The organism is uncultured Clostridium sp., assembly GCF_947036855.1.
In the GTDB taxonomy this organism is placed as follows: Bacteria; Bacillota; Clostridia; order Clostridiales; family Clostridiaceae; genus Sarcina.
The window spans coordinates 1-8,498 of the sequence record NZ_CAMQRY010000102.1 but is presented as its reverse complement, the minus strand read 5'-3'; the positions used below and the strand labels follow the sequence as shown (position 1 = coordinate 8,498).

Here is an 8,498-nt window from a genome sequence, read left to right as displayed (position 1 = left end):
TTTGATATAAGTCATATATTTTTTGTGAAATTGGATTTTCTAAATTTGTAATTAATATGTTCAAAATACACACCACCTAATATTATGTTGTTCTAATATTTAATGTATATGTAGTATTAGTCATTATATTGACAATTTTTTTTTATATTATTAAAGATAAGTTATTTATCTCTAGGAGGATTTATGGATATTAAAATTTTAGAAGAAGAACAGGGTATTTTATTAGAAACAAAAAAATGGCTTGTTTCTGAAATAGGTAAAATTAAAACAGAAGAAAATGAAATGCAAGAGAGAGTTACAGCTCTTAGTAAAAGTACTAAAGGTGCTTATAACCAAGAATTAGATATTAATAGAAAGCTTTATAATATAGTTAAAAAGAATATGGATTCATATATAGAAGCTAAAGATAAGCCTTATTTTGCAAGAGTTGATTTTAGAGAGTTTAGAAAAGATCCTGAAATATTCTATATTGGTAAGAATGGTCTTGGTGATATGGAAAGTGGTGATGAAAAAGTTATTGACTGGAGAGCTCCAGTTGCTGATTTATATTATAGTGGAACACAAGGGAATGCTTATTATGTTGCACCTGTTGGAGTAATTGAAGGTGATTTAAAACTTAAAAGAAAATTTCTTTATAATGGTGAAAATAATATTGAAAAGTGTTTTGATGAAGGAATAAATGAAATTATTTTACAATCTCAAAACCAAGAAGAAAATGCTTTGATTGATGAGTTTTTAAAACTTACTCTTGAAGAAAGTACTGGTACTAAATTAAAAGAAGTTGTTGCAACTATTCAAAAAGAGCAAAATGATATTATAAGAGCTGATAAAAGTTTTCCAATGATAATACAAGGGTCTGCTGGTTCAGGAAAAACAACAGTAGCACTGCATAGACTTGCGTATCTTATGTATAGACATAAAGAGACACTATCTGGAAGTGACATATTAGTTGTTGCACCTAATAAAATATTCTTAGATTATATATCAGAAATTTTGCCAAACCTTGGAGTTGATAAAGTTCCACAAATGACATTTGAAGAACTTGCACTGAAAAAGCTTGGATTAAAAGGAACTTTGATAAGTAAAGATAAAAAACTTGTGAAAATAATTGAAGAAGCAAATGAATTAGAAGTAAAATATATAACAAATGAAAGTAAACTTAAAGGAACTCTTGGATTTAAAAATATTTTAGATAGATATATAAGGATTTTAGAGCGAAATGATAGTGATATAGAAGATATACTTGTTGATAAGTATTCACTATTTGATAAAAAAGAAATTAAAAGACTTTTCTTAAAGGATCTAATAAAACATCCAATTAACAAAAGAAAAACAGAAATCAAGAGGTATTTCGAGAAAAAACTTGGACAAAAGATATTAGATGTTTTAAATAAAGTTGATTTCCAATATGATTATACAATTTCAAGAGCAAAGAAAACTATTGAAGATGAAATTGAAAGAAGAAAAGAAGTTATAAAAATTTATGACGAGCGTGATATTAAAAAAGTTGAAATAAAAAAACAAGCAAAACATGCTTTTAATAAATATTTTGAAGATTGGAAAGGGATAAGCACAAAAAATATATATAATGAACTATTCCTTAACTCAGAAGTGTTAGATGAAGTTACTTCAGGAAAAATCCCCAAAAAACTTAGTAACTACATAGTTGAAACACTAAAAGTTAATTTAGATAGCAATTGTATTGATGCTGATGATTTAGCTGCTATGATGTATCTAGAGTTTAAAATTGAAGGTATCCGTGATGATGAAATGTTTAAGCATATAGTTGTTGATGAGGCACAAGATTATTCAATACTACAATTAGAGGTTATATCTATGATGAGTAGGGGAAGAAGTTTAACTATAGTTGGAGATATTGGTCAAGGAATCTATTCTTATAAAGGAATAAATTCTTGGGATACTGTTATTGAATATTTATATCCTGAGAAAGGTATATACAAAACTCTTACACAAAGTTACAGAAGTACAGTTGAGATAATCAATTTTGCAAATGGTGTTTTAAGAAAACAAGAAAACTATCCTAAGCCAGCTATGCCAGTTTTAAGACATGGAATGAAACCAGAAGTTACTGAATTTAAAACTATTAAAGAATTTAGTTCAATGGTAGATGAAATTGTAACTAAAGTTAAAAATGATGGAAAAACATCTGTAGCTATAATATGTAAAACATTGAAAGAAAGCAAGAAACTTAGAGATAGTATGAAAAAATACTCTGAAAATAATTTTGTTATGGTAAAAAATGATGATAAGACAATAGATCTTAATTTAATAATAATTCCATCTTATTTAACAAAAGGGTTGGAATTTGACTGCTCTATAGTTTATAATTTAGATGATGAAAATTATGGAGATAATGAATTAGATAAAAAACTTCTATATGTTGCCCTTACAAGAGCATTACATTATGAATATATATTCTATAAGGGAACAAAATCAAAATTAATAGAAGATTAAAAAGGAGCTAATTATGGAAGATAAAAAAATAATGGCATTTAAAGATGAGGAAGGTAATAAAATTGAGTTTGAAGTTATTGCTGAAATTTATTTAGATGAAGAAACAGAAAATGAAAAGAAATATTTATTACTTTCACCAGTTGAAGAAGGTAGTGAAGAGGATATGTTTGCTTTTAGAGTTGATGTATCAGAAGCTGGAGAAGAATTTAATTTAGTTGAAGATGATAATGAGTTTGATGCAGTTAAAAAAGCTTATAAAGATCTTTTATATTAGACTATAGGAGGTGTATATGGAAAACATAAAAGACTATTTAATTGAAAACAATTTAACAGTTATAAAAACAGACTCTAGAGAAATTGTTGTATCATATAAGTTTGATTTAGTTGAACTTGATGCAGCAAATCATTATGTTAAAGAGTTAGAAGGTGCATCTGATTTAGAAAAAGAAGAGGAATTTAATCAATATTTAGAAGATATAGCATCTGATAATGTATCAGATGTTATTGAAGATATATCTGAAGAATTAGATATTGTATTATCATTTAAGGCTAGCAAAATTATTGATAATGAACAGTTATTTGTTATCAATAAAAATCATAATTTTTAAGAAATTGTTAATGAAAATGTTTTCCTTGACTTATAAAATCGATTTGATATAATAAGAATATAAAGATTCCTAAGATGTGCGAGAAGCTCATTAGTTCAACCTACATTACTTTTCTGGGATTTATGAAACATTTAATGATGTTGCGCTTCGAAGGATTTTCCTAATGCTGAAGATAACAAAGATTTAAATTGAATATTGCCCACCTGCGAGACGCAGGTATGGATAAATGAGTACGACGGCATTTCGGGATTATTTGAAATTTCAACCTCTGTGAAAACAGAGGTTTTTTTCTCGTTCAAATTAATTGATTATTTATATTTATTGTAAAATAAGGTATAATTAGTAAATAAAGTTTGAGGGGGTTATTATATTGAAAAAAATACAGATGAGTATACCTTTAGTTGAAATGGATGGAGATGAAATGACTAGAATCCTTTGGAGTTCTATAAAAGAGAATCTTATACTACCATATATCGATTATAAAGGTGAATATTATGATTTGGGGCTTGAAAATAGAGAATTAACATTAGATAAAGTTACAATTGATGCAGCTAATGCAACAAAAAAATATGGGGTGGCTGTTAAATGTGCAACTATAACACCAAATAAAGAGAGAGTTACTGAGTATAATTTAAGTCAAATGTGGAAAAGTCCAAATGGAACAATAAGAGCAATACTTGATGGTACTGTTTTTAGGGAACCTATAATAGTTAAAAATGTAAAACCATTGGTTAAAGGATGGAAAGAACCTATAATAGTTGCTAGGCATGCATATGGTGATATATATAAAGCTACAGAATTAAAAGCTAATATCAATGATAAAGTATATTTAGTTGTTGAAGGGGAAAATGGTACTATTAAAGAGGAAGTTTTTAATTTCACAAATTCTGATGGTATTATTTTAGGGATGCATAATACAAATAAATCTATAGAAAGTTTTGCTAGGTCATGTTTTGAATTTGCATTAGATAAAAATCTTGATTTATGGTTTTCTACTAAAGATACTATTTCAAAAACATATGATCATACATTTAAAGATATTTTTAGCGGTATTTTTAATGATGACTATAAAGATAGATTTAAAGAAGCGAATATAGAATATTTCTATACTTTAATTGATGATGCAGTTGCTAGAGTTGCTAGATCAGAAGGTGGTTTTATTTGGGCTTGTAAGAACTATGATGGGGATGTTATGTCAGATCTTATAGCGACAGCTTTTGGATCACTTGCTATGATGAAGTCTGTTCTTGTTTCTCCAGATGGTAAGTTTGAATATGAGGCAGCTCATGGAACTGTACAAAGGCATTATTATAAATATTTAGAGGGTGAGATAACATCTACAAACTCTGTAGCTACAATTTTTGCATGGAGTGGTGCTCTTAGAAAAAGAGGAGAACTTGATAATAATTTAGAACTTATGGAGTTTGCTAATAAATTAGAAAATAAAACTATAGAAGTTATAGAAGATGGTATTATGACTAAAGATTTAGCTTTAATTGCAGAAGGGCAAATAAAAAAATGTGTAGATTATAAAGAATTTATATTAGAAATTTCTAATAGATTATAAAAAAATCCTGCTTTAGATATAAGTTATCTATGGCAGGATTTTTTCTTTGTAAAAAATTTCATTAAGCAACTTTAGATATTTTAGATTGATCTTTTCTTATTTGAGCTTTATATATTATATATTGCTCTTTTAGAATGAATTTATCTAAGTTTTGGCTCATTAAAACAACAATAGGATTAGTTCTTTTCATAAATGTAAGAAGCATATTTAAGACTTTCTTACGAGATTTAATCTTTTTTTGAATTTCTTTTCTACTCATTTCATACCCCTTCTGATTAAATTTGACAAAAGTTCTTATAACTCAACTAATATCTCTAAATTTATTATATATTGTACACAAATATTTGTAAAACAATTATTTACTTCAAATTATACCAAATATTGACAATTTATTGTAAAAAAGTATATTTTATTTGTTTTTTGTAATTTTAAGAAAAGAAGATTATCGTAATTAATTATAGGTTGATAATAGCATGATATATAGGGTAAAATAATATTATAATATGTTTACAAAAGGAGAAAAATTATGGAACTAAAGATATTGACTGATAAAATAAATGAATTAGCGCGTAAAAATAAAACAGTTGGATTAACTGATGAAGAAAAAAAGGAGCGTGAGGTTTTAAGAAGAGAATATATAGATAGATTTAAAAATAATATGAGATCTCAACTTGAGGAAATAAAACCAATGGATAAAAAATAAAAAATAAATTTGTTAGAGGTGATATATAGTGGGAGTTACTGTAGAAAAACTAATAAAAGATTTTAATTTAGAAGTTATACAAGAAGGGGAATCTAATATTCCTATTGATGTACAAGATATTAATAGACCTGGGCTTCAGCTTGCAGGATTTTACAATTATTTTGCACCAGAAAGAATACAAGTGATAGGAAAAGCTGAACTTAGCTTTATAGAAGATATGGCAGTTGATCTTAGTTATAAAAGAGTTAAGAAATTCTTTTCATTTGATATTTCATGTCTTATCATTACTAGAGATTTAGAAGTTCCAGAAGCAATTTTATCAGCAGCTAAAAAAAATAAAACTTGGCTTGTTAGAACTGGTATGATTACTACAAAATTTATAAGTAAACTAACTTTATACTTATCAGATATGATGGCACCTGAAACTAGACTTCATGGAGTTTTAGTTGATGTCTATGGAATTGGTATGCTTATAACAGGAGAAAGTGGAATTGGTAAAAGTGAAACAGCACTTGAACTTATAAAAAGAGGTCATAGACTTGTAACTGATGATGCAGTTGATATTAAAGAGATTGATGGAGAACTTATAGGGACATCACCTTATATTACATTTGGGATGTTAGAAGTTAGAGGTATGGGTATTATTGATGTCTCTGCCTTATATGGTCTTAGTTCAATATTACCATCAAAAGATATAAAAATTATGATTCATTTTGAACATTGGAAAGATGATGGAGATTATGACAGACTTGGTATTGATAATGAATATGAAAAAATACTAGGTGTTGATCTTAAAAAACTTAGAGTTCCTATAAGACCGGGTAGAAATATAGCTGTTATTATAGAAGCAGCAGCAGCAAATTATAGATATAATTTAATGTCAAATACTACTCCAGTAGATATTATTGAACAAAGAATGGTTGAATCAAGAGAATAAAATTAGAGGGGTTGCTATAATGGGAAATGATTTGTTAAAGAAAAATGTGCTTGCTTGGGATACTTACAGTGACGCAGATATGAAAGATGTATTTAGTTTATCAGAAAGATATAAAAACTTTATGTCTATAGCTAAAACTGAAAGAGAATCTGTTGATTTTATGATTGATATTTTAAATGCAAAAGGATTTAAAGATTTAAAGATTATAACTAAAAATAAAGAAACTTTAAGCATTGGTGATAAAGTTTATTATAATAATATGGGTAAATCATTAGCTGCTTTTGTTATAGGTAGTGAGGATATTGAAAATGGACTTAGAATTATAGGTTCACACATTGATGCACCAAGAATAGATTTAAAGCAAAATCCTTTATATGAAGATAATGGACTAGCTATGCTTGATACACATTATTATGGTGGAATTAAGAAATATCAATGGGTAACATTGCCTCTTGCTCTTCATGGAGTTTTTATAAAGAAAGATGGTACTAAAGTGAATATTATAATTGGTGAAGATGATAGTGATCCTGTTATAGGAATATCAGATTTATTAATTCATTTATCAGCAGAGCAACTTGATAAGAAAGCAAATAAAGTAATTGAAGGTGAAAATCTTAATTTACTTGTTGGAAGTATTCCTCTAAAAGGAACTTCTGAAAAAGAAGCTGTTAAAATGAATATCTTAAAATTATTAAATGAAAAGTATGATATTGATGAAACTGATTTTATATCAGCAGAGATTGAAATTGTTCCAGCAGGTAAAGCTAGAGATTATGGACTTGATAGAAGTATGGTTCTTGCATATGGACATGATGATAGAATATGTGCTTATACATCATTTGAAGCAATGCTTGAGGTTGAAAATCCAAGTAAAACAATAGTTGGTTTATTTGTTGATAAAGAAGAAATTGGTAGTGTTGGTGCTACAGGAATGCATTCAAAATTCTTTGAGAATTCACTTGCTGATATAATTGATGCTATGGGTGATTATTCTGATTTAAAACTTAGAAGATCATTACAAAATTCAAAAATGTTATCTGCAGATGTAACTGTTGCATTTGATCCTAATTACCCTAGTGTTGTAGAAAAGAATAACTCTGCTTTCTTTGGAAGAGGGGTTGTATTCTCAAAGTATACTGGTTCAAGAGGAAAGTCAGGGTGTAATGATGCAAATGCAGAATATATGGCTTACCTTAGAAATATTATGGATGAAAATAATGTAGTTTGGCAAACAGCAGAACTTGGTAGAGTCGACCAAGGTGGTGGTGGAACTATAGCATATATACTTGCACAGTATAATATGGAAGTTATAGATTGTGGAGTAGCACTTCATAATATGCACGCACCTTGGGAAGTAGCTTCTAAAGCTGATATATATGAAACTAAAAAATGTTATAAAGTTTTCTTTATGAACTAATAAAATTTCACTAAAATAGCCTCTATGGAATATATTAAAGTATAAATATATTCTATGGAGGTATTTTTTATGAATAAAAACTCATTTGATTTTGGAAGATTGAAAAATTATGGGCTTTGGGTTTCAGTAGCAGCACTTGCTCCTATGATATTAGAAGGATTTGGTGTTAGTATATTACCTGATAATTATCAACTTATAGTAACAGGTATTCTTGGTATTCTTGTAACAGCAGGTATTTTAAGTAATCCAACAACATCTAATAAAGGATTCTTAGATGATAACAAAAATAACGATTCAGTAAATAAATAATTAACTTTCTTTTAAACTGTTCTCTTCTTTTTAAAAATGATTGATAAATAAAGGTTTATATATTAGAATTTAGATATGAAAATTTTAACAAATAATTAGCTAAGAGGAGAGAACAGAATGAAAGAAGTAATTAGCACAAGTAAAGCACCCGGTGCAATAGGACCATACTCACAAGGAATAAAAGTTGGTAATTTAGTATTTACATCAGGGCAAATACCTTTAAACCCAACAAATGGAGAAATGGCAGAAACTATAGAAGAGCAAACAAAACAAGCTTTAGAAAATATTAAAGCTATACTTGAGGAAAGTGGAACTTGTATGGATAATGTTATTAAAACAACTGTGTTTTTAACAGATTTAAATGATTTCACAAAAATGAATGATATATATGCTACATACTTTATTGGAGAAAAACCAGCTAGAAGTGCGATAGAAATATCAAAGTTACCTAAAGATGCTAAAATAGAAATAGAAGCTATTGC

The 8,498-nt window shown here is 27.7% G+C and carries 10 protein-coding genes and 1 other RNA gene; 10 read left to right on the top strand and 1 reads right to left on the bottom strand.

Going from position 1 to position 8,498, the window contains the following annotated elements:
* Nucleotides 1-183: 183 nt before the first annotated feature.
* The 5 genes from helD (at nucleotide 184) to Q0V15_RS09940 (ending at nucleotide 4,650) form a co-directional block, all read left to right on the top strand.
* Complete coding sequence (helD, locus tag Q0V15_RS09960; RefSeq protein ID WP_297438552.1) at nucleotides 184-2,475, top strand: RNA polymerase recycling motor HelD; 2,292 nt, start codon at nucleotides 184-186, stop codon at nucleotides 2,473-2,475.
* A gap of 13 nt (nucleotides 2,476-2,488) precedes the next feature.
* Entirely contained in the window at nucleotides 2,489-2,749 is a 261-nt protein-coding gene (locus Q0V15_RS09955) for a DUF1292 domain-containing protein (RefSeq protein WP_297438550.1), read from the top strand.
* Nucleotides 2,750-2,765: 16 nt separating this feature from the next.
* Nucleotides 2,766-3,083, top strand: a complete 318-nt coding sequence (locus Q0V15_RS09950) for a hypothetical protein (RefSeq protein ID WP_297438548.1) — start codon at nucleotides 2,766-2,768, stop codon at nucleotides 3,081-3,083.
* A gap of 63 nt (nucleotides 3,084-3,146) precedes the next feature.
* A non-coding RNA gene (gene ssrS, locus Q0V15_RS09945) (6S RNA) lies at nucleotides 3,147-3,337 on the top strand.
* Nucleotides 3,338-3,453: 116 nt separating this feature from the next.
* The gene (locus Q0V15_RS09940; protein ID WP_297438546.1) at nucleotides 3,454-4,650 is read left to right on the top strand and encodes an NADP-dependent isocitrate dehydrogenase; all 1,197 of its coding nucleotides are present in this window, start codon (nucleotides 3,454-3,456) and stop codon (nucleotides 4,648-4,650) included.
* Nucleotides 4,651-4,711: 61 nt separating this feature from the next.
* Here the strand turns inward: Q0V15_RS09940 and Q0V15_RS09935 are convergent, their stop codons facing one another.
* The gene (locus Q0V15_RS09935) at nucleotides 4,712-4,909 is read right to left on the bottom strand and encodes a Spo0E family sporulation regulatory protein-aspartic acid phosphatase (protein ID WP_297438544.1); all 198 of its coding nucleotides are present in this window, start codon (nucleotides 4,907-4,909) and stop codon (nucleotides 4,712-4,714) included.
* Between the two features lie 267 nt (nucleotides 4,910-5,176).
* Between Q0V15_RS09935 and Q0V15_RS09930 the strand changes: the two genes are divergently transcribed.
* The 5 genes from Q0V15_RS09930 to Q0V15_RS09910 form a co-directional block, all read left to right on the top strand.
* Nucleotides 5,177-5,353, top strand: coding sequence for a DUF896 domain-containing protein (locus tag Q0V15_RS09930; RefSeq protein ID WP_297438542.1), 177 nt, complete (start codon nucleotides 5,177-5,179; stop codon nucleotides 5,351-5,353).
* Between the two features lie 28 nt (nucleotides 5,354-5,381).
* A complete protein-coding gene (hprK, locus tag Q0V15_RS09925; protein ID WP_297438540.1) occupies nucleotides 5,382-6,290 on the top strand; it encodes an HPr(Ser) kinase/phosphatase in 909 nt (302 codons plus the stop codon).
* A 19-nt stretch (nucleotides 6,291-6,309) separates the two neighbouring features.
* Entirely contained in the window at nucleotides 6,310-7,707 is a 1,398-nt protein-coding gene (locus Q0V15_RS09920; RefSeq protein WP_297438538.1) for an aminopeptidase, read from the top strand.
* Nucleotides 7,708-7,776: 69 nt separating this feature from the next.
* Complete coding sequence (locus tag Q0V15_RS09915) at nucleotides 7,777-8,016, top strand: holin (RefSeq protein ID WP_297438536.1); 240 nt, start codon at nucleotides 7,777-7,779, stop codon at nucleotides 8,014-8,016.
* 117 nt (nucleotides 8,017-8,133) lie between these two features.
* The coding region (locus Q0V15_RS09910; RefSeq protein WP_297438534.1) for a RidA family protein at nucleotides 8,134-8,498 on the top strand (365 nt) is incomplete at its 3' end.